The 18,731-nt window shown below is 58.5% G+C and carries 15 protein-coding genes; 7 read left to right on the top strand and 8 right to left on the bottom strand.

Going from position 1 to position 18,731, the window contains the following annotated elements:
* Nucleotides 1–771 precede the first annotated feature (771 nt).
* Nucleotides 772–2,121 (bottom strand): replicative DNA helicase, encoded by a 1,350-nt coding sequence (dnaB, locus tag ACZM8Y_RS01725; RefSeq protein ID WP_482334099.1) that lies wholly within the window; start codon nt 2,119–2,121, stop codon nt 772–774.
* A 214-nt stretch (nt 2,122–2,335) separates the two neighbouring features.
* Between dnaB and ACZM8Y_RS01720 the strand changes: the two genes are divergently transcribed.
* On the top strand, nt 2,336–2,644 hold the full coding sequence (locus tag ACZM8Y_RS01720; RefSeq protein WP_489501518.1) for a hypothetical protein: 309 nt from the start codon (nt 2,336–2,338) through the stop codon (nt 2,642–2,644).
* Between the two features lie 14 nt (nt 2,645–2,658).
* On the opposite strand, the gene ACZM8Y_RS01715 is transcribed toward ACZM8Y_RS01720, so the two are convergent.
* Nucleotides 2,659–3,585 carry a GGDEF domain-containing protein gene (locus ACZM8Y_RS01715; RefSeq protein WP_482334097.1) on the bottom strand — a complete coding sequence of 309 codons (927 nt, stop codon included), beginning with the start codon at nt 3,583–3,585 and terminating at the stop codon, nt 2,659–2,661.
* A gap of 3 nt (nt 3,586–3,588) precedes the next feature.
* Entirely contained in the window at nt 3,589–4,110 is a 522-nt protein-coding gene (locus ACZM8Y_RS01710) for a V4R domain-containing protein (protein WP_482334095.1), read from the bottom strand.
* 373 nt (nt 4,111–4,483) lie between these two features.
* Between ACZM8Y_RS01710 and ACZM8Y_RS01705 the strand changes: the two genes are divergently transcribed.
* The 5 genes from ACZM8Y_RS01705 to ACZM8Y_RS01685 all read left to right on the top strand — a co-directional run bounded on the left by ACZM8Y_RS01705 (nt 4,484) and on the right by ACZM8Y_RS01685 (nt 10,612).
* On the top strand, nt 4,484–5,275 hold the full coding sequence (locus ACZM8Y_RS01705) for a hypothetical protein (RefSeq protein ID WP_487480191.1): 792 nt from the start codon (nt 4,484–4,486) through the stop codon (nt 5,273–5,275).
* A 544-nt stretch (nt 5,276–5,819) separates the two neighbouring features.
* The gene (locus tag ACZM8Y_RS01700; RefSeq protein ID WP_482334845.1) at nt 5,820–7,307 is read left to right on the top strand and encodes a helix-turn-helix transcriptional regulator; all 1,488 of its coding nucleotides are present in this window, start codon (nt 5,820–5,822) and stop codon (nt 7,305–7,307) included.
* Nucleotides 7,308–7,928: 621 nt separating this feature from the next.
* Complete coding sequence (locus tag ACZM8Y_RS01695) at nt 7,929–8,864, top strand: ABC transporter substrate-binding protein (RefSeq protein ID WP_482334898.1); 936 nt, start codon at nt 7,929–7,931, stop codon at nt 8,862–8,864.
* 6 nt (nt 8,865–8,870) lie between these two features.
* Nucleotides 8,871–9,845, top strand: coding sequence for an ABC transporter permease (locus ACZM8Y_RS01690; RefSeq protein ID WP_487480140.1), 975 nt, complete (start codon nt 8,871–8,873; stop codon nt 9,843–9,845).
* A 62-nt stretch (nt 9,846–9,907) separates the two neighbouring features.
* Nucleotides 9,908–10,612, top strand: coding sequence for an ABC transporter ATP-binding protein (locus ACZM8Y_RS01685; RefSeq protein ID WP_482330794.1), 705 nt, complete (start codon nt 9,908–9,910; stop codon nt 10,610–10,612).
* A gap of 410 nt (nt 10,613–11,022) precedes the next feature.
* Here the strand turns inward: ACZM8Y_RS01685 and ACZM8Y_RS01680 are convergent, their stop codons facing one another.
* The 5 genes from ACZM8Y_RS01680 to ACZM8Y_RS01660 form a co-directional block, all read right to left on the bottom strand.
* Nucleotides 11,023–11,679 carry a GntR family transcriptional regulator gene (locus ACZM8Y_RS01680; protein ID WP_479859914.1) on the bottom strand — a complete coding sequence of 219 codons (657 nt, stop codon included), beginning with the start codon at nt 11,677–11,679 and terminating at the stop codon, nt 11,023–11,025.
* Nucleotides 11,680–12,612: 933 nt separating this feature from the next.
* The gene (gene cuyA / locus ACZM8Y_RS01675) at nt 12,613–13,614 is read right to left on the bottom strand and encodes a D-cysteate sulfo-lyase (RefSeq protein WP_482330802.1); all 1,002 of its coding nucleotides are present in this window, start codon (nt 13,612–13,614) and stop codon (nt 12,613–12,615) included.
* A gap of 384 nt (nt 13,615–13,998) precedes the next feature.
* Nucleotides 13,999–14,373: a RidA family protein gene (locus tag ACZM8Y_RS01670; protein ID WP_482330805.1), complete on the bottom strand. Its 375-nt coding sequence runs from the start codon at nt 14,371–14,373 to the stop codon at nt 13,999–14,001.
* Between the two features lie 58 nt (nt 14,374–14,431).
* The gene (locus ACZM8Y_RS01665; protein WP_482330807.1) at nt 14,432–15,184 is read right to left on the bottom strand and encodes an aspartate/glutamate racemase family protein; all 753 of its coding nucleotides are present in this window, start codon (nt 15,182–15,184) and stop codon (nt 14,432–14,434) included.
* Nucleotides 15,185–15,257: 73 nt separating this feature from the next.
* Nucleotides 15,258–16,493, bottom strand: coding sequence for a dicarboxylate/amino acid:cation symporter (locus ACZM8Y_RS01660; protein ID WP_302553760.1), 1,236 nt, complete (start codon nt 16,491–16,493; stop codon nt 15,258–15,260).
* A gap of 595 nt (nt 16,494–17,088) precedes the next feature.
* Here ACZM8Y_RS01660 and ACZM8Y_RS01655 point away from each other — a divergent pair.
* On the top strand, nt 17,089–18,483 hold the full coding sequence (locus ACZM8Y_RS01655; RefSeq protein WP_482330816.1) for a Na+/H+ antiporter NhaC family protein: 1,395 nt from the start codon (nt 17,089–17,091) through the stop codon (nt 18,481–18,483).
* The last annotated feature ends 248 nt before the right edge of the window (nt 18,484–18,731 follow it).

Genomic DNA, 18,731 nt, shown 5'->3' with positions numbered 1-18,731 from the left:
GGCGCCTTCAACGAAAAGTTACATAACCTAAAGTATATTCAGCCTATTAGAGGAATATAGCAAGGCTGTTCCGGCGTGATTTCTTGCAACGGAACGATGCGCCGAAAAATGCGAAAAACGGGGCGGTGGAAGCGCCCCGTCCGTATCCAGCGGGCAATGCCATAGGGAAGTCCTATTCGGGCATTGCGCCATGTGCGGGGAGAGGGCTGTGCATTTTCGCACGCCCTGCATTGCGGCCTTAGATATACAAGCCGGAGTGAACGGGGGTTTCCCTCAGCGGGAAAGCACATCAAAGGATGCTGTGGACAGGAGCCAGCTCCGCATAACATCCTCGGAAAGCGGGGAACACGCTTGAAACGGGGGCACCCTGACAGGTTTGGAGAAGGGGCCTTTTCAGAAGGCCCGTCATGGAATGTGGTTGTTTCATCTCCACAGAGCGGTGAAAAATACGGCCTTTTTTCCAGTTTTTCCCTTGGCGTGAGCCACGGCTAAGGCATTTTTCCGGCTATCCATTTGAAGTTTCAAGGAAAAAGCATCAACCATTTTCTTTAACACAGCCTTTCGGAAAAGCTCTCCTTCCCCAAGCGCCTTAGGCCGTGTCGTGAATTAGATATAATCTGTTGAAACTGTGTAACTATTTTTAAATCATAAAAAGATTGTTTTCAATAATTTCAAATAATTACATGTAAAACGACGACACGGCCTAGTCTCCCCCCAACAGGAATGTCTGTTCGGCAAATCCACCGTTGCTGATCAGCGATCCTTTGCCGATCAGCGATCTTTGGCGAGCGGTTCAAAGGCGGTGTACTGCGGCAGGAAAGCCAGTTCCACGGTTCCGATACGCCCGTTGCGGTGCTTGCCGATGATGAGCTCGGCGATGCCTTTTTTCGGCGTGTCAGGCTTATAGACTTCCTCACGGTAGAGGAAGAGCACGATGTCGGCATCCTGTTCGATGGCCCCGGATTCCCGCAAGTCGGAGAGCAGGGGGCGGTTGTCCTTGCGCTCCTCGACCTTGCGGTTGAGCTGCGAAAGCGCCACGACCGGCACGTTGAGTTCCTTGGCTATGGCTTTGAGCGAACGGGAAATATCCGAAATTTCGAGTTCACGCGAGTCCGTGCGCCGCGAGGAGCGCATAAGCTGCAAATAGTCCACCACGATAAGCCCAAGGCCATGCTCGGCCTTGAGCCGCCGGGCCTGCGAACGGAGTTCGAGGGTACTGATGGCGGGCGTCTCGTTGATGAACAGCGGCGCGGTTCGGAGCAGATCGGCGGTCTCAAAGAACCGTGCCCCCTCGGTTTTGCTCAGGCGGCCTGTGGAAAGCTGTTCCTGCGGGATTTTCCCCCACAGGCTGATCATGCGCTGGACAAGCTGGTGTTCGGACATTTCCAGCGAGAAGATGCCCACGGGCGCGCCTTCGCTGATGGCGGCACGCATGGCGAGGTTGAGGGCAAGGGCGGTTTTGCCCATCGCAGGGCGCGCCGCAATGATGATCAGATCCGAAGGTTGGAGCCCCCGCGTGATGGCGTCGAGTTCGGGATAGCCGGTAGCGAGCCCGGTGATCCCGCCCGCGGCGGGCTTGAGCACGGCGTCCACCACGTCCCCCACGAGCGCCTGCACGGGCCGGAACCCCCCGGAACTGGTACGGCTGGAGACCGCCATGACGGACTGCTCGGCCTCGTCGATGAGCCCGGCCAGATCCTTTGACGTGTCGAAGCCCGTGGAAACGATCTTGGCCCCCGCCTCGATGAGCCCGCGCTGGATGGATTTGTCCCGCACGAGCTTGGCGTAATACTCGGCGTTTGCCGCGCTGACATGCGACTGCGCCAGCTCCGCGATATAGGCCGCGCCGCCCGCCTGTTCCAGCGAACCCTGATCGCGCAGGTGTTCCGCAAGGGTAACGAGATCCACGGGCCGGTTGTCGGTATGGAGCCCAAGGGCCGCCGCATACAGCGTCTGATGTGCGGGCAGGTAAAAATCTTCCGGGTGCAGCATGGGGGCGATCTGCCCCATTGCGGAAGGGCGCAGGATCAGCCCGGCGAGCACGGCCCGCTCGGCTTCCGCACTGTGTGGGGGGACTCTGCGGGCAAGATCCGTTGTGGCTGTTTCAAATTCTGTCTTCATGGCGTTGTGTGGAAAAGGTTGGAGGCGCCGTCAGCGCCCTTTCTTCCCTTCCAAGGTAGGGCTTTTCGGCAAAAAGAGGAAGGCCCGCTGAATGGGGCCCGCATGGCCCGGCGGCCATGTTCCCGTTTGGAAACGGGCATCTTTTGTATGGGCGGAGGGAACATCCTTTTGCAGGCTTGTATTTTCTGAAATATTGGGAGGAGCCCCGCAGCCCGTGTCCATAAAGGGGGCGAGGGAACGGCGAACAGAGGCCCGCCTGCCTCAGCGAAGGGATGCCGCTGTTCCTCGGCTTCCCCTTCCGCATCCGGGGAAGGGCGGCGGCAAGGTATGGATGCAATGCCTGCTGTGCCGAAGGGCGGAGGGACGGGCATGGCATGCCGTATCGCTTTTATACCGACATCGGCGGGCAGCAGCGCCGGGGGCCTTTCAGGGGTTGATGATGGGCGGCCTTGAGGCCATCATCGCCGGAGGACGTGCCCGCGTTCCGCACGGCATGGAACGGGGCCGCCAACGGCTGCCCTGAACAGGGATGCCGTTTTATCCTGCGGAACAGATGCGGTTCCGGCCTTCCTGTTTGGCACGGGCAAGGCGATGGTCGGCGACTTGAATGGCATGTTCAAGGATTTCAACGGAATTGAACGTATTGAGCAGTTCGGATTCGCCGATGAAGGACAGGCCGAAGCTGGCCGTGACCTTCATTTCAGGGGCTGGCCCATGAGTAGGGGCCAGCGAGCAGATTTCCCGTAAGCGGTTGACGTGTTCGATGCTTTCATCCCTGCCGATTCGGGGGAGCAGGATGATAAATTCGTCGCCCCCGAAACGGCAGCACAAATCATCGTCATGGGAGGCTTCACGCAGGCGGCAGGCAAAGAGCTGAAGAACCCTGTCCCCGTTGGCGTGCCCAAAGTGTCCGTTTACGTTTTTAAAGTTGTCGAGATCGGCAAGGGCGAGGCAAAGTGCCGGATGGGAATCCTGATGGAATTCCTTCGCGCGCCGGAGTTCGCTCATGGCCAATTTAAAAAAGGTGCGCCGGTTGAGGAGCCCCGTCAGCGTATCCTCGTCCGCAGGCACCCGATACCGTTCGAGCAGCCGGGAAAGCTCCTCGGCCCTGCTGTGCATCTCCCGGCTCATCTTGTTGAATGCCTTGGAAAAATCTCCCATGAACGATACGGACTGCGAATAGTCCCCCTGCGAGACGCGTTCCATCTGCCATGTAAGGTGGCGCAGGTTGGCCTCCGTAGCCTTGAGCGATCCGGCTACGAAGCCGCGTGCCTTGTTCCCTCTGCTCAGGTCTCCCTTGGACAAGGCTTGTACGTGCGCGCGGATTTCGGCCAAATCACAACAAAGCTTGCCGAAAGGATCGTCTTCGGGCAATCCGGCGATGGAATCCGCAGACCACTGGGGATCCATGAGGATGGACGAAAGAATCGCTGTCGCTTCATCCGTCGAGAGGGGAGCTGTCATGAGTCACTCGGCAGCAGGTTTGACTTCAAAACGGCATGTTCTGTCGCCCGTACACCAACAGTCAACTTCTTTGGCTTCAAAAGGCTTGCCCGTAAAGCTCTCAAAAAGGCCGGAAATAAACCCTTCGTCATACGTACAGACGACATGGCCCAAATCCGGGAGCCCGGAACAGTCCAGATCCTCCGCCACGGTGAGCGTGAACTCCAGCTTATCCATGTCGGCATGTTCAATGTGGAGGATGCCGACCCCCATCTCTTCAAGGGCGGTTTGGGCCTTAGCGGCGAAATCGCTGAACGATGCGCATTTCCCAACATACCGTTTGCAGAATTCCATCCCGGCGAGGAACCCCGCTTTATATAACAACCTTTCAGATTGCCCCGTACCGTATTCAGCCTCAAGCACGTCGCGCAAGGTGTATTGGAAGAGCCTGTAGATTTCAAGGCGGGCCATTTTGCCAAGATTAGGGCGGCCAAGCTCTATGTCGCCAATATACTTCCAGTCAAAGGCATAAAGACGGTTTTCCATGGGTTCCCCGTGATGATGAAAGGCTGTGTCATAGAAAATGGTTGATGCTTTTTTCCTTGAAACTCCAAAAGGATAACAGGCAAAATGCCTTAGCCGTGTATCCCGCCGAGGGAAAACCGGAAAAAAGGCCGTATTTTCACCGTGCTGTGGAGATGAAACAGCCGCATGCTATGACAGGGCCACAAAAAAGGTTTGCAGAACATATCTTTGTCTTCAAATGAAATCAATACGTTCTTTATGACGGCGCCACAACCCTTTTTTGCGCCGGGCATCAACATTTCTCCATCAGCCTTGACAAAAGGGATGATTTCCTGTCTGGCACTGGCAGTACGCGGCGTTCCGCGCGGACACGATAATCAGAGAGGTTCCAATCATGAAACATATCCTTTTTGGGCTTGCCGCCGTGCTGTTCGCCTCTTCCGCAGCGCTGGCGGATGATCCGGCTGCGGCTCAGGAAAAAGCCGCCTCCGCAGCGCCTGCCCAATCCGCCGACTCCAATCCCGCCAAGCCTTCTTCCGGCGCTGCCGTTGACCATGCCACCAGCCCGGAAACCGCCGTTCCCGCCGGAGGCCCTTCCCCTGCCGCTTCCGCCGGGAGCGCTTCCCCTGCGGGGGAACGAGGCATCGGCCCATTCTCGCTCGGCATGTCCCAAGATGAGGCGAAAGCGCTCGGCGCAAAACCTACCGACAACGCGGATATGCTCCAGCTCCCGTACAAGTGGATGGAGGCCGACTGGACTTGCGTAGTGCAGTTCCAAGAAGGCAAGGCGGCTGCGGTGATCTTGTATGCAGATATGGGTGATCCGCTCCTCGCACGGATATTCGGCGACCTGCGCGCTCGCGGCTGCATGCCGATAACCGTACAGCCTGCAATGGGCCATGCTGATCTCTATCAGCTTGCGGCACAGGGAAAGAGCGACGATGAATGTTGGACAGCCATGCGCAAGCGCCTCAATGTCTTTTCCACCGCCACAGAGGGGGCCTGTTCCGTCCTGTTTACGACGCAGGGCTTTTTCAAAGCGCTTGCCGCCACCGTCAAAGAGCCTTCCCAAGAGGAAGCCATCCTCACTGGGCATACCGCCGATCCCGTCTACGCGGTGAATATTGATATGTCCGCGAATCAGCTTACCTATCTGGTCACTTCTTGGGGATTCATATCCAAATGACGGGTTAGGCTGCAAATAAAGGGCACGGCGTGTGACGCAAACGGGGGGTCCGGGACGGCTCAGGCTGATTCGGAACCCCTGTTTGCGTCTGGGGAGGCCCTTCGCGCATATCCGTCCTCTGAGGCTTTTTTAGGGCCGGTATGCGTGTGTTGTCCCCTTCGGCGCCTTTCAGCCTTACGGATAGGATTTTTATGGCCCTATAAAGGGCATGTATTGTTCCATCCCCACAGCACGGTGAAAATACGGCCTTTTTCTCCGGTTTTCTCCTTGACGGAATCCATAGCCAAGGCATGTTGCTGGCCATTTCTTTGGGGCTTCAACGGAAAAAGCATCAGCCGTTTTCCATGACACAGCCTTTTCATTAGATATATCTTTGCCGCTGTCGGCATGGGGCTTGATCCACGGCAGATATTGCCCCGAATGTATGGTATCTTACTATAACCAATAAAAATTTTTTAATTATGCCTTATTGCATATATTAAAAAGTCCTTGACAGGAACTTCTGTTTCAGAAAAGAGTTATATCAACTCATGGAGCTAGTCTGATGATGGATCTAGACAACTGCCCCTGTTCCGGGGTGAACCTGCCGCGGTTCGTGCAGCCGGTGATTTTAGCGGTATTGTCCTCCGGGCCGCTGCACGGCTATCTTGTGGTGCAACGCCTTGCGGAAACAAGCCTTTTCCGCAAGCAGCCTCCAGACGCCACCGGCGTCTACCGGATGCTGAGGAATATGGAGCAGGAGGGTGTGCTGAAGTCGGACTGGGAACTTGAGGGCAGCGGCCCCGCCCGTAAGCGGTACAGGCTAACGGAAAAGGGCGGGCACTGTTTCAACCAATGGATGCGCACACTGACCTCGCATCAGGCTTTCATCGCCAACCTGCTGCTGTTCTTGCAGGACGCGCGCTCCGGGATGCATTCGGAACCATGCCCTATGCCGGAGGATTCCGTTTCCCTGTCCCCACAAGATCTGTTCCGGCCCTCTGGTTCGCTTTTCCCGCCCGCCCCCTGCGGCTGCGGGGCGTCCCAGCCTGCTGCCGGGGCCAGGCCGATGGGCATCTATCCTTTCATTGACGCACTCAAAAACCGGGCGCTGCGCGGCATGGCCGTCTCGCGGGATGAGGTGCTGCGCCTGCTGGCCCTTGCGCCGGACTCGGAGGAAGCGGCTTACCTTGGGCGTGCGGCCAGGGAGGTTGCGCATATCGTGGCCGGCAATGAAGGGCGGGTGTGGAGCGCCATCGGCATCGACTGCCGCCCCTGTTCGATGAACTGCGGGTTTTGCGCGTTCGGTGAAAAGTGGGGCTTGATTGCCGAGCCGCATGAGTGGGACGACGAAGCCGTCATCAAGGCGGCACGGGCTTTTGTAGACGAGGGCGCGTCGTGGGTGACGCTGCGGACAACGGAATTTTATGGGCTCAACCGCCTTTGCGCGCTGGCGAAAAAGGTGCGCGGGGCCGTCCCCGGAGATTACGGGCTGGTGGTGAATACCGGTGAATTCGGGCCGGTTGAGGCACAGGCGATGCCCGCGTCGGGCATAGATGTCGTGTATCACTCCCTGCGGCTTGGGGAAGGTCAGGCGACATGCTTCCGGCCTGAGGATCGCAAGGCTACGCTGGCGGCGGTGCGGGATTCGGATCTCAAGCTGGCGCATCTGGTGGAACCCGTGGGGCCGGAGCACACGGATGAGGAGATCGCGGATGTGCTCATGGAGGCCCTTTCCAATGGCGCGGCCTTGAGCGGGGCAATGGCCCGCATCAACGTCAAGGGCACGCCCTTTGAATCGCACGCCCCCCTCCCGGATCGCCGCCTTGCCCAGATTGTAGCGATCACCCGTATCTGCGGGGGCGTGAACGTACCGGACATCTGCGTCCATCCCCCCTGCAAAGAGGCGCTTGAATGGGGAGCGAACGTCGTGGTTGTGGAGACCGGCGCCGTGCCCCGGAATGACGCCGAGTGTTCCGCCGAGTGGCAGGGGTTCACTGTTGCCGATGCCAAGCGGCTTTTCAGGGATGTCGGGTATGTCGTGAAGGGCTAGAGGAATGATTGGAGGGGGGAGGGGAACCCTTCTCCAGAAGGGTTCCCCTCCCCCCTCCAAACCTCCCCCTTCCCCTCCCAAGACTTTCGGCCTTATCGAATCCCTTATTTCAGGCGGGGGAATGGGCCGCCGGTTCCCGGCGGGATGTCCGGCATGGGCTGCCCGGCAACGGAAACCCTCATCCCCTCCCCATATGTATTTTTAAGGCGGCTGTGTTTAAGTTTACGGTTGATAACTTTTCAGCGAAACCACGAGTAAACAAGGCTTTGTTATAGTTTGTGGTTGTTTCATCTCCACAGTGCGGTGAAAATACAGCCTTTTTCTCCGGTTTTCCTCTTGGCGGAATACAGGGCTAAGGCATTTTGTCGGTTATCCCTGTGGAACTTCAAGGAAAAAAGCATCAACCATTTTTTATAACACAGCCATTTTTAATGCGGAAACGGATTTTTTTTCGGCAATGATAACCGTGGCGGATCACCTGACGCGACAGGAGCGATCCGTTTTCCTTCCGAACACTGTTCGGGAGGAAAACGGATCGCACTTGCCGGGGTTTGGGGGGCGGCTCGCCCCCCAAACAGGGGTCAAGGGGGCGGTAGCCCCTTGCCGCCGGAGGCGCACAACATGAGAAAGCTGCTCCTGACCTTGGTACTGGCCCTGGCCCTGTGTGTGCCGTCCCTGGCGGCGGAAACGTGGAACGTAGGCACATGGAAAACGGCCCAAACCATCCAGCCGTTCCTGTATGCGCCGTTTGCGGACGGCGCAGCGGTGAAGGTTCACCCGTTCACCAATCCGGGCGATCAGAAGGCCGCTTTGCTGGCGGGCAGCCTCGATATGACCGGGACTACGCTGGCGCTGGCGATTCAGGCCGCCTCGCGCGGGGAACCCATCGTACTCGTCGCCTCGCTCGGCAACAAGTGCTCCGCGCTTGTGGTGAGGAAGGACGGCGGCGTCAAAAGCGTCGCGGATCTGAAAGGCAAAAAAATCGGCTATGTACCCGGTACAATGCATGAAATCCTGCTGCGGGAGACCCTCACCCGCGCCGGGCTCAATCCCGATAGGGACGCTAGGCTTGTCCGCATCGACTTCTTTGATATGGGAACCGCCCTCAGCCGGGGGGACATTGACGCCTACCTGTCCGGTGAGCCTCTGCCCACGCTGGCGAAGCGGCAGGGCTACGGGGAAATTTTGGCTTACCCGTATTATGGGGAAGGTGTCGGGGCCATCAACAGCGGCATGATCGTGCGGCGCGATTTTGTGGAGGAAAAGCCGGAGCGCGTGATGGAAATGATCCGCGCCCACCGGAAGGCCACCGAACAATGCATGTCCGACAAGGCGTTTTGGCTCGGAACAGCATCGAAGATGTTCGGCGTGGAGCTTGACGTGCTGCGTGACGCCGCCGACAACATGGAACTTGTGTGGGACATGGATGATGCCTTTATGAAGCGGCTTTCCGCCCTCGGCAAGCGTATGCTGGAACTGGGCATCATCAAGAGGGAACCCGATTATGACGCGCTGGTGGATCGCCGCTTCGTGGATGCCCTGCGCGAAGGCAAGTAAGACATCATGAAGGCAGGATCGGCGGGCATGGGGCGGGAGGCGGAAGGCTGCGGGGGATTGCCCCATGAGGCCCCTTCTGTGCCGTCACCCCCAAAAGGCTTCACCGGGGAGCCGCGCCGGGGGGCTGCGGGGGCAGGCCCGGAGGGGCCGCCGCCTGGAAACCCGTTAAGGGCTTCCGGGCGCTTTGCCGGGGCGTGGGTTTTGAAGGGGCGCATCCTTCCTTGGCTCCTTCCGCTGCTTCTGTTCGTTTGTTGGGAATCGGCAACATCCGGCGGGCTTGCCCCGGAATATCTCCTGCCGTCGCCGGGGACGGTGTGGGAAACGGTGTGCGCGTATATGGGCGCGGTATCGGAAGGCCATGCGGATGCCTATGCCGGGCGCTTCTGGGGTGATGTGTCCGCAAGCCTCGGACGTGTGGCGAGCGGCTACCTGTTGGCGGCGATCCCCGGTGTGGCGCTGGGCCTGGCTTCGGGGCGGGTTCCCGCCCTGGCGAGCCTGCTTTCACCGATCATCAATGGGATACGCGCCGTTCCGGGCATAAGTTGGCTGCCGCTGGCGTTGCTGTGGCTTGGCATCGGCTTCCGGGCCACCGTGTTTTTGATCGCGCTGGCCGGTTTTTTCCCGGCCTACCTGAATGCGGCGGCGGGAGCGGCCTCAGTGCCCCCTGTGCTGATCCGTGCGGGTCGTATGCTTGGGTTTGGGCGATGGGCCATTTTTTTCCGGGTCGTGCTTCCGTCAGCCATGCCGCAGGTGCGGACGGGTTTACGGGTGGCCCTCGGCATGAGTTTTTCGTATTTGGTGCTCGGCGAGCTGACGGGCGTCCCGGACGGCCTCGGCGCCATGATCATGGATGCGCGGCTGGCGGGGCGCGTGGAGCTGCTGGTTTCGGGCATTATCCTGATTGCGCTGGTGGGGTGGCTATGCGACGTGTTGCTTGTGCGGGCGCTTTCGGCGGCCTCAGTGAGCCTGAGGCGGCAATGACGCCTTTTTTCGCCTGTTCCGGGATATGGAAATCCTTCCGTAAGGGGGGAGGATCTCGCCTCGTGCTGCCGGGTGTTTCAGTCGCCGTTCCCCGTGGCGGCGTATTGGCCCTGATCGGGGCTTCGGGATGCGGCAAGACGACATTGCTGAATATCCTTGCCGGGTTCGATGTCCCCGATGCCGGTACGGTGACGCTGGAAGGCAGGCCTTGCGGCGGCCCCGGTCCGGATCGGGCGGTCGTGTTTCAGGAACCTGCGCTGTTCCCGTGGCTGACGGCATTGGAAAACGTGGAGATCGGGCTTGAGGCCGCGGGCGTCCCGCCTGACGCCCGGCGTGCGCGGGCTCTCGATATGCTGGCGCTGACCGGGCTTTCTGGCCGGGAGGGGCAGATCCCGGCGGAACTTTCCGGAGGCCAGAAACAGCGGGTCGCACTCGCGCGGGTATTGGCCCTGTCGCCGCCTGTGCTGCTCATGGACGAACCCTTCGCCGCGCTGGACGCCATCACGCGGGAGCAGATGCAGTCATTGCTGATGGCGTTGCACGCGCGCATCGGCATGGGGATCGTTCTTGTGACGCATGATGTGGAGGAGGCGCTGCTGCTCGGCGACGAGGTCTGTGTTATGGCCTCCGGGCAGGGCATCGTGGCTTCCCGCCGTGTGGAGGCTCCCCGGACTGGTGAAGTTGCCGATCGGGAACTTCTGCGGGAGCTGAAGGCAATCTTGCGGCAAAGCATGGAAGGGCAGGGTGGCCCTTTTCCGGCATCGTGAAAGCTCCCCAGAAACGTGCCTGACGGATCAGCTTTCCGACGTATGTCTAGGCCGTGTTCACACCATGCTGAATTTTCCCATAATTGAAAAGGGTTGAAGAAAAATGCAGCTCACTCGAAAATGAGGATAACCATTTGTAAAAATATGTTTATCCTCCGTTTGTGTGAACAGGCTCTAGCGAAAAAACGTAGCCTGTAAGGTTATAAATGGCTCTGTCATAGTATGCGGTTGTTTCATCCCACAGTGTGGTGAAAATACAGCCTATTTCTCCAGTTTTCCCCTTGGCGAAAACTATGGCTAAGGCATTTTGCTGATTATTCCTTTGAAACTTCAAGGAAAAAAGCCTCAGCCATTTTCTATGACACAGCCTCATAAATCAATAACAGTATATAATCATTGTTTATTTAATATCATGCCTCTTTGCCGAACTGGGCCATGCGCAGACCGGTCTCCTTGTAATGTTCGCGGAGGACGGTTTCCACGTACTTGACATTACGGGAGTAGACGGCCTCGGCTACGGCATGGTGGCGGTCGGCGTATTCCCTTGGCGTAAACATGGTAATCCAGTGCTGATAATAAAGGTATTTGGATATGGTCGCACAGGAGGTGCGGGCCATTTCCACGAGCCGGGTATTGTCACAGGCCATGAAGAGGGTCGCGTGGAACAGCTCGTCGATTTCGGCAAGCTCGTCGAGTTTGGTGGCGTAGCTGATTTTTCCTTCCATCTGCCGGACGACGGCCCGGAAGGTTTCCATGTTTGCCTCGGTCCAGAGCGGCAGGGATTCAGCGACGCCCGCGCCTTCAAGGATGCCCGCAACGACGTAGCTGTCGTAGATTTCTTTTCCGGTCATCTGCCTGACGTGTTTACCCTTTTGCGGCTCAGAGGTGATCAGCCCCTCCTGAACGAGCACTTGCAGCGCTTCCCGGATGGGGGCCCGGCTGATCCCAAGCTGCTCAGAAAGGGCGGCCTCTTTGACAGGGGCGCCGATTTCCAGCGTACCTTTACGGATAAGTGAGCGGATATAGTTGGTTACCTGATTACAATATGTTTGCTTCGTAAAATCCATTGATGCTCCGAACAGATGCGGGGCTTGAAAGAGAGTTGCCCTATGGGGTTTCGTCATGCGGTTCGGGATAAAGTTCTACGTGGTTTCGGCATGTCGTGCAAGGCTGGGCGTTGTCTTTTGAGGAGAGGCTGCGCACTGTTTATGGGGTAGGCACGTTATGGAAAGGCACCGCCGGAGTATTTGATGGAAGCCATTTTACAGCAATTGATTTGGCTCTGTTATAGTATGTGGTTGTTTCATCTCCACAGTTCGGTGAAAATACAGCCTTTTTCTTCGGTTTTCCCCTTGGTGGGATCCACGGCTAAGGCATTTTGCCGGTTATCCCTTTGGAGCTTCAAGAAAAAAGCATCAACCGCTTTCTACAACATGGCCATTGATTTCATTGGCTCTGTCATAGCACATGGTTGTTTTGTCTCGGTAATATACTGAAAAATATATGCTTTTTCTCAAATTTTTCGCTGGCGTGCTCCATGACTGGGGGATTTTATTGGTTATCCCTTTTGAATTTCAAGAGATAAAGCATCAACCGTTTTCTATGACACAGCCATTTCATTTAAGGATCTGTCATAGCATGTAGTTATTTTATCTCCACAGCACACTGAAAATACAGCCTTTTTATCCAGCTTTCTATTGGCTGAATTCATGCCTAGGCCGTGTCGTCATTTTGTATAATTATTTGAAACTATTAAAAATAATCGTTTTGTGACTTGAAAAATAGTTAGATAGTTTCAACAGACTGTATCTAATTGACGACACGACCCAGGAAATAGGGAAACCGCAAGGGAAGGGTGGGAGTCAAGAAGCCGCAGGAAAAGGAGCGCGCCTTGGGGCGCTGGGGAGGCCGATCACGAGGGACAAAGAAGGCCGGAGCCTCTCCGCCGCTGTATGCGGAAAGGCTCCGGCTGGGGGGAGTATGGAATCAATAAAAGGCGGTTAGGCGCGGAAGGTGGGCAGATAGGCATACAGCGCCGGGGAGCCGCCGGTGTGGAGGAACAGCACGTTGGAGCCCTTGGGGAAGTATCCCTTACGGGCCAGATCGATGAGGCCGGACATGGCCTTGCCGGAGTAGACGGGGTCGAGCAGGATGCCTTCCGTGCGGGCGAGCATCTTGACGGCCTCGACCATGGCGTCGGTGGGCAGGGAGTAGCCGGGGCCCACGTAGTCGTCGAAGGCTACGACTTTCTCGGCGGGCACGCGGGCTTCGACACCGATATATTCGAGGGTTTCATTGGCGAGGTTGAGGACGGCGGCCTCCTGAACGGGCTTCTTGCGGTTGACGCCGATGCCTGTGACCGGGATGCCCGCGTTGTTGCCGACCATGCCCGCGATGATGCCCGCGTGGGTACCCGCGCTGCCGCTTGGGACAACCATGTGGTCAATGGCGAGGCCGCGGTCGAAGAGCTGGCGCAGGACTTCTTCGGCGCAGCTCACATAGCCGAGAGCGCCGATTTTATTGGAAGCGCCGCCGGGCACAATATAGGGCTTTTTGCCTTCGGCACGCAGCTTTTCGGCGAGTTTTTCCATTTCGCCGAGCATGTTGGAGCCGCCGGGGACTACGGTGACGGACTTCACGCCGAGAAGCTGGAACAGGAAGTTGTTGCCTGAGGCTTCGGGGTTGTAGCTGTCCTTCACGCGTTCTTCAAGGACGAGGTGGCAGTCGAGGCCTTCCTTGACGGCCCAGGCGAGGGTCAGGCGGCAATGGTTGGACTGCACGGCGCCGCAGGTGATGATGGTGTCCGCGCCCTGGTTGATCGCGTCGGCCATGCTGAAGTCGAGTTTGCGGGTCTTGTTGCCTCCGGCGGTGCCGGGAAGCAGGTCATCGCGCTTGATATAGACGTTGATGTCCGCGCCGAGGGCTTTGGAGAAGTTAGGAAGCGCTTCCAGAGGCGTGGGTTCGGTCACATAGCCGCGACGGGGGAACTTGGCGAGATTCATAATGGCCTCCTGTGGGTATGATGTGCTGCTGCCGCAGCATTTTTTGATGTTTTTTCAAAATGTCGACATTCGACAATTCGGTTGTGCCATCGGCTCCCTATCTTGTCAAGAGCCTTTATCCGAGAAAATGTCATTGTTTGATTTTTTTGTTATTTCAAAAAATTACACTCTAATACAAGCATGATTCAGCCGTGCTGGGCACGGGGCCGCGCACCAGTGATTCCGCTGGAAGAGAACCGGAAAGGATGCCGGTTTTCAGTGCGGGTTCGCGTTTTCTTGTTCCTTCGCGCCGTCCTAGGTCGGAAGAAACGTAAGCCGGGCCGCAAGCGGCAGAGGCAGTGTTTCCTTACTCCGTATGTTGGCGGAACCGGGGCATCTTTGGAGTCAGACGACGGCGAGCACTTCGATTTCAACCAGCCCGCCGAGGGGCAATTCCTTGACCGCCACGCAGGAACGGGCGGGAGGGTTCTCGGCGAATACTTTGGAGTATTCCGCGTTGACCAACGGAAAATCCGCCATGTTGGTGATGAACACGGTGGTTTTGACCACGTTTTCAATGTCCGCCCCGGCTGCGGAGAGGAGTGCCCGGATGTTCTTCAGGCTTTGTTCCGTCTGGGCCACGACGCCTTCGGGGAGTTTGCCCGTGGCGGGATCGATGCCGAGCTGTCCAGAGCAGTACAGGGTTTCGCCTGAGCAGACGGCTTGGGAGTAAGGGCCGATGGCTGCGGGCGCATCGGCGGTGGAGAGGATGGTTTTCATAGTGTTTTCCTTTGAGTCCTTATGAATATGGATGGTCTGGTTTGGCCGGTTGGGGCGTTCAGCGGAGCTTTTCGGGGGCGAAGGCCCTGACCAGCTCCCGTGCGAGGATGTCGGTGGCATCAATGAGCGGGACGCCGCCGAGTTCCTTTTCGGGGAGCGCGAGCGGGATCTCGGTGCAGCCGAGGATGATCGCGTCGGCGTTTCCGGCAAGGCGGCGGGCTTCATCCAGAAGATCGGCGCGGGCGCGTTCCGTGACCGGGTTCCGGGCCTTGATGCCGTACTCGCGGTTGCTGATGGCCTCCTGCACCCGGGCGCAGCCGTCCGGGGCGGGATGCAGGGCCACCAGCCCGGCGCGTTCGAGGCTGTCCTGATAGAGCCGGGTTTCCAACGTCGCCAGCGTGCTCAGGATGCCGATGCGCGCGCCTTCCCCGCAGCGTTGCCGCACATGGCGGACTACGGCGTCGATCATGTGCACGAAACGCACGGGCCGCCCGGTCGCGTTGAGCTTTTCGAGGGCCGCGTCCAATATCCTTGGGCTGTGGGCCGTGTTGCAGGGCATACCGATGACGGTCGCCCCGGCCTCCGCCAGTTCCGCCATGATGTCCCCTATGGCCTCGCCGGGATTGTCCACCGTCTTGCCGAGCAGGAAGGCCGGGCGTTCCCCGATCCGGTCAGGGAAAGAATAGAGCATGACCGGCAAGTGTTCTTGATCCGTCTCGGCTCTGGTGTGGTCAAAGAGTTTGCGCGTCAGATCCAGCCCCGCATGGGGCCCGACGCCGCCGACGATGCCGATCCGTTTATCCTGTCGCATGGTTGTCTCCTGTTCCCGCCGCGGAAGGGAGTTTTTTCGCGGCGTCCACTGCCCGGAAAGGTTTCCGGGCGGGTTATTCGGCCGCAGCGAGCCGTTCGCCGCGTTCAGGGTCGAAATCGTTTTCCAGCTTTGAAACAAACAGGGCGCCCGTGGCGTCGCCAAGCACGTTGATGGTGGTGCGGGCCATGTCCATGATGCGGTCGACGCCGGCGACGAGAGCGATGGCTTCCAACGGGATGCCCACCTGCGTGAAGACCATCGTGATCATGATGAGGGCCGCGCCGGGCACGCCCATGGAGCCGATGGAGGCGAGGACGGCGAGCAGGATGACGGTGAGCTGCCTATCAAGCGGCATGGGGATTCCGTAGACCTCGGCGGCGAAGATGGCGGCGATGCCCATGTAGATGGCCGCGCCGTCCATGTTGATGGTGTTGCCGAGCGGGATGGAGAAGGAAGATACGGATCGGGACGCGCCGAGCTTCTGGACGCTGAGGAGCGTGGTGGAGAGGGCGGCGGCGCTTGAGCAGGTGGTGAAGGCGATCATCATCGGGGAGGCGAGGCCCTTGAGGAAGCGGCTGGCGGTAAGGCCCGTGACCTTCACGCAGGGGAGGTAGACGATGAGAATCTGAAGGATGCAGGCGAGATACATGACGAGCACGAGCTTGATGAGCGGCAGGAGCACGCCGAGGCCGTGCATGCTTACGGTGTAGGCCATGAGGCCGAACACGCCGATGGGCGCGTAGAGCATGACGAAGCCCGTAACCTTGATCATGACGTCGGCCGCGCCGTCGAAGAAGTGGAGCACCTGCCTGCCCTTGTCTCCGATGACGCTGAGGCCGAAGCCGAAGAGCAGGGCGAAGAAGATGATCTGGAGCATGTTGCCCTTGGAAAGGGCTTCAATGGGGTTGATCGGGACGATGTTCAGGAAAACGTCGACGAGCGTGGGCGGGGCGACTTCCTTGGCCTTGAGGCCTTCCGTGGAAATGGACAGCCCGCTGCCGGGCTGGAAGATGTTGGCGAGCACAAGGCCGATGACCACGGCGACGGCTGTGGTAATAAGGTAATAGGCCAACGTCTTGCCGGCTACGCGCCCAAGTTTGCTTACGTCGCCGACGCTGGCCGCACCCGCGACGAGGGTGGTCAGCACGAGCGGCACCACGACCATGCGCACCAGATTGATGAACAATTGGCCTACGGGCTTGTACCATGAGGGATCAAGCCCCATCGCGGGGGTCAGCGCTCCGGCGGCGACGCCGAGAACCATGCCGATAGCCATCTGCGTGGGCAGACTCATCCGGGAACCCTTCATATGCTTCCTCCGTCTTTTCCCGCGGGATTGCGGGCTTGTTTGCGGAGCCGCAACGCTTGTACGTGATTGCGGCGTCTCCCTTGGCGATTTTTATTTGTCGATTGTATAAATGTCGACAATCGTTCATTCCGTTTTTCACATAAGAGCCCGTCCGTGTCAATACGGCGGACGATTTTTTCCATAACCTTTTTTAATAGATTTATATTACATCAAAAATAAGCCGTTCCCGAATGCCGTTCCTGCCGTTCTTTTGTTCAGAAATGCGGCAAAGCATTCAGGATACGTTGAAAGGCTCTCCGGTCCTGCTGCGGGGACGGTTGGGGGTATTTTTATAAAATAGAATAAATACAAATGGATAAAAATAACTCAAACATGCCGGTTTCGAGGGGAAGAATCATTGATGTATTTTTATTTTTGGAGATAACAACAAGAAAATAATAGTATTTTTATGCCTTGGCAGGGCTTCTTTTCAGGCTGATATGACAAGAAGGCTTGATTCTTTTTTCACGTAACTCTATATCCAAATCAGTTGTTGTCGAATGTCGACAATAGAACAAATACAGGCAACGCCTAAGCGGATAAGAAGGAGTGCCTCATGCAGGAAAAGAAGCTTGAAATGTACGGCGGATTGTTCGGCGGCCTGATCCCTCTCATCGTGCTGGTGGGAGGGCTCGTCTGGCTGTCGGTTGCGGAGCGGGGCGGCACCAAGCCCTTTTGGGCCTGCGCGTGGATCGCGCTGTGCGTTGGGATCTTCTTTGCCAAAAACAAGGAGGAATACTGCAAGGCGGCGATGCGGGGCATCGGCGACCGCACGGGCATCGTCATCGTTACGGCGTGGCTGCTGGCCGGGGTGTTCGGCCAGCTCATGGCCGCAGGTGGGCTTGTGCAGGGGCTCTTGTGGATGGGCATGACGACCGGGGCACAGGGCGGGGTCTTCGTGATGCTGGTCTTCCTCGCCGCGATGCTGTTCGCCCTCGGCACGGGCACGAGCACCGGCACCTGCATTGCCCTGTCGCCGGTACTGTATCCGGCGGGCTATTTCCTCGGAGCGGATCCGGCCATGCTCGGGCTGGCGATCCTGTCCGGCGCGGCTTTCGGGGACAATCTCGCGCCCATCTCCGACACCACCATCGTCTCGGCCTACACGCAGGGGGCCGAAATGCGCGACGTGGTGCGCAGCCGTTTCCCGCTGGCCATTTCGGCGGCGTCCATTTCCGCCGTGGTGTTCCTTGTGTTCGGCGGAGGCGGGGAAGTACGGCCCCTTCCCGAAATGCAGGCCGGCTTGAACCCGTCAGGCCTGTTCATGCTTTTGGCGCTTGCGGCTGTCGTCGTCTCGGCGCTCAAGGGGCGGCATATCATCGAATCACTCATTTACGGCAATGTTGCCGCCGCGTTCGTCGGTATGTTGATCGGAACCATCCGGCCTGCCGACATCTTCAGCGTCCCCGCCGCAAAGGGAGGTTCCACGGGCCTCATTCAGGCCGGGATAGACAACGTGGTCGGCGCGATCATCTTTGCGATCCTGATTCTGGCGGTGACGCAGATACTGGTGGAATGCGGCATCATGCGGCGTATCCTGGACTTTGCCCAGAGCACGCTGGTTACCGGCGTCCGGCAGGCCGAACTCTTCATCGTCGGCGTGACCATTCTGGCCTCGATCCCCATTTCCGCCAATGCCCCGGCGGAACTGCTGGTGGGGCCGAGCATCGTGCGGCCTCTGGGCGAGCGCTTCGGCCTTGCGGCGGCGCGGCGCGCCAACCTCATGGACTGCGCGGTGTGCACGATCTTCTTTGTCCTGCCGTGGCATATCGCGGTGGCGGCGTGGTACGGGGCGCTCTACAGCGCGGCGGAAACCTACGCCATCCCCGCCCCGCCCATCAGCGCGGCCCTGTACAATCCCTATTCATGGGCACTGCTCGCGGTGCTGCTGTTCTCCGCCTTCACCGGCTGGAACCGCAAGTACGCCAAGGATGAAGCACCCGCCGCATGACTTTGGCGGGGCTTTGCCCCGGAACCGAATGGGGCGGAGGGGAACCGCCTCCGCACTCCACAAGGGGCGAGCCGCCCTGCCAGCGCTGTCGCCCCTTGATCCGACATGAGCGCATCCTGCCGAGGCAGGATGCGCTCAGATCTTTTTTACTTTCAAAGAAGTTATATTAGTTATCCGGCTGCAATTTCGCGGACGGCCCTGACGAGCAGTTCGGCTTCCTCTTCGGTGTTGTACGGGGCGAATCCAAC

It is taken from the genome of Bilophila sp. (genome assembly GCF_057864385.1).
This window is presented reverse-complemented; position numbering and strand designations above follow the sequence as displayed.

Excerpts from the sequence above, each read along its gene's own strand:
- dnaB (WP_482334099.1), bottom strand. The coding sequence starts at position 2,121 with ATGAAGACAGAATTTGAAACAGCCACAACGGATCTTGCCCGCAGAGTC.
- ACZM8Y_RS01715 (WP_482334097.1), bottom strand. The coding sequence starts at position 3,585 with ATGACAGCTCCCCTCTCGACGGATGAAGCGACAGCGATTCTTTCGTCC.
- ACZM8Y_RS01710 (WP_482334095.1), bottom strand. The coding sequence starts at position 4,110 with ATGGAAAACCGTCTTTATGCCTTTGACTGGAAGTATATTGGCGACATA.
- ACZM8Y_RS01705 (WP_487480191.1), top strand. The coding sequence starts at position 4,484 with ATGAAACATATCCTTTTTGGGCTTGCCGCCGTGCTGTTCGCCTCTTCC.
- ACZM8Y_RS01700 (WP_482334845.1), top strand. The coding sequence starts at position 5,820 with ATGATGGATCTAGACAACTGCCCCTGTTCCGGGGTGAACCTGCCGCGG.
- ACZM8Y_RS01695 (WP_482334898.1), top strand. The coding sequence starts at position 7,929 with ATGAGAAAGCTGCTCCTGACCTTGGTACTGGCCCTGGCCCTGTGTGTG.
- ACZM8Y_RS01690 (WP_487480140.1), top strand. The coding sequence starts at position 8,871 with ATGAAGGCAGGATCGGCGGGCATGGGGCGGGAGGCGGAAGGCTGCGGG.
- ACZM8Y_RS01680 (WP_479859914.1), bottom strand. The coding sequence starts at position 11,679 with ATGGATTTTACGAAGCAAACATATTGTAATCAGGTAACCAACTATATC.
- cuyA (WP_482330802.1), bottom strand. The coding sequence starts at position 13,614 with ATGAATCTCGCCAAGTTCCCCCGTCGCGGCTATGTGACCGAACCCACG.
- ACZM8Y_RS01670 (WP_482330805.1), bottom strand. The coding sequence starts at position 14,373 with ATGAAAACCATCCTCTCCACCGCCGATGCGCCCGCAGCCATCGGCCCT.
- ACZM8Y_RS01665 (WP_482330807.1), bottom strand. The coding sequence starts at position 15,184 with ATGCGACAGGATAAACGGATCGGCATCGTCGGCGGCGTCGGGCCCCAT.
- ACZM8Y_RS01660 (WP_302553760.1), bottom strand. The coding sequence starts at position 16,493 with ATGAAGGGTTCCCGGATGAGTCTGCCCACGCAGATGGCTATCGGCATG.
- ACZM8Y_RS01655 (WP_482330816.1), top strand. The coding sequence starts at position 17,089 with ATGCAGGAAAAGAAGCTTGAAATGTACGGCGGATTGTTCGGCGGCCTG.